General features: G+C 50.3%; 1 protein-coding gene. It reads left to right on the forward strand.

All coding sequences use genetic code 11. The features are described 5' to 3' along the window. The coding region (locus E5983_RS09300) for a Rib/alpha-like domain-containing protein (protein ID WP_202056784.1) at nt 1–789 on the forward strand (789 nt) is incomplete at both ends.

The raw sequence follows: 789 nt of genomic DNA on the forward strand, positions 1-789 counted from the left end.
CTTGTCTGGAAGTGTAACAGTTCGTTACAATGATGGATCGCAAGATGTTGTTCCAGTAGCGGTTCAGGTGACTGCACGCCCAGAATCTGAGAGATACAACCCAAGCTATGAGTCCGCTAGTGTTCAGGCTGGGGATCAAGTTGTCCTAACAGGTAAAGACTTGCCAGCAACTGCGACTTACAGTGTGACAGGTTCCGGCATGACGGTTGATAACCAAGGTCGAGTGACAGTTGTTGTTTCATCTGACGCGTCTACAGGTAGCTTGTCTGGAAGTGTAACAGTTCGTTACAATGATGGATCGCAAGATGTTGTTCCAGTAACCGTTCAAGTGACTGCTAAACCAGTTGTGATGCCAGAGGCGGATAGATACAGTCCCTCCTATGTCCCAGTTGAGGTTCAAGCCGGTACTCAAGTGACGGTTCCGGGAATCAATCTTCCAGCTAGTGTAACCTACACAGCTGTCGGTCAAGGAATGACGGTAGATACTCAAGGTTGGGTAACTATTCGTGTTCCAGTAGATGCTAAAGCAGGTGAGTTGACAGGTCAAGTGACCGTTCGCTATAGCGATGGATCTGAGGATCAGGTACCTGTCAAGGTCACTGTTAAAGTTACCGAGCAGCCAGCAACCCCGGTTGAACCCGAGCAGCCAGTAACCCCGGTTGAACCCGAGCAACCGGTAATTCCAGTTGAACCAGAACAGCCAGTAACCCCGGTTGAACCCGAGCAACCGGTAACCCCAGTTGAACCTGAGAGACCGGTAACTCCGGTTGAACCAGAGCAGCCAGTAAC

Source organism: Streptococcus danieliae (genome assembly GCF_009767945.1).
In the GTDB taxonomy this organism is placed as follows: Bacteria; Bacillota; Bacilli; order Lactobacillales; family Streptococcaceae; genus Streptococcus; species Streptococcus danieliae.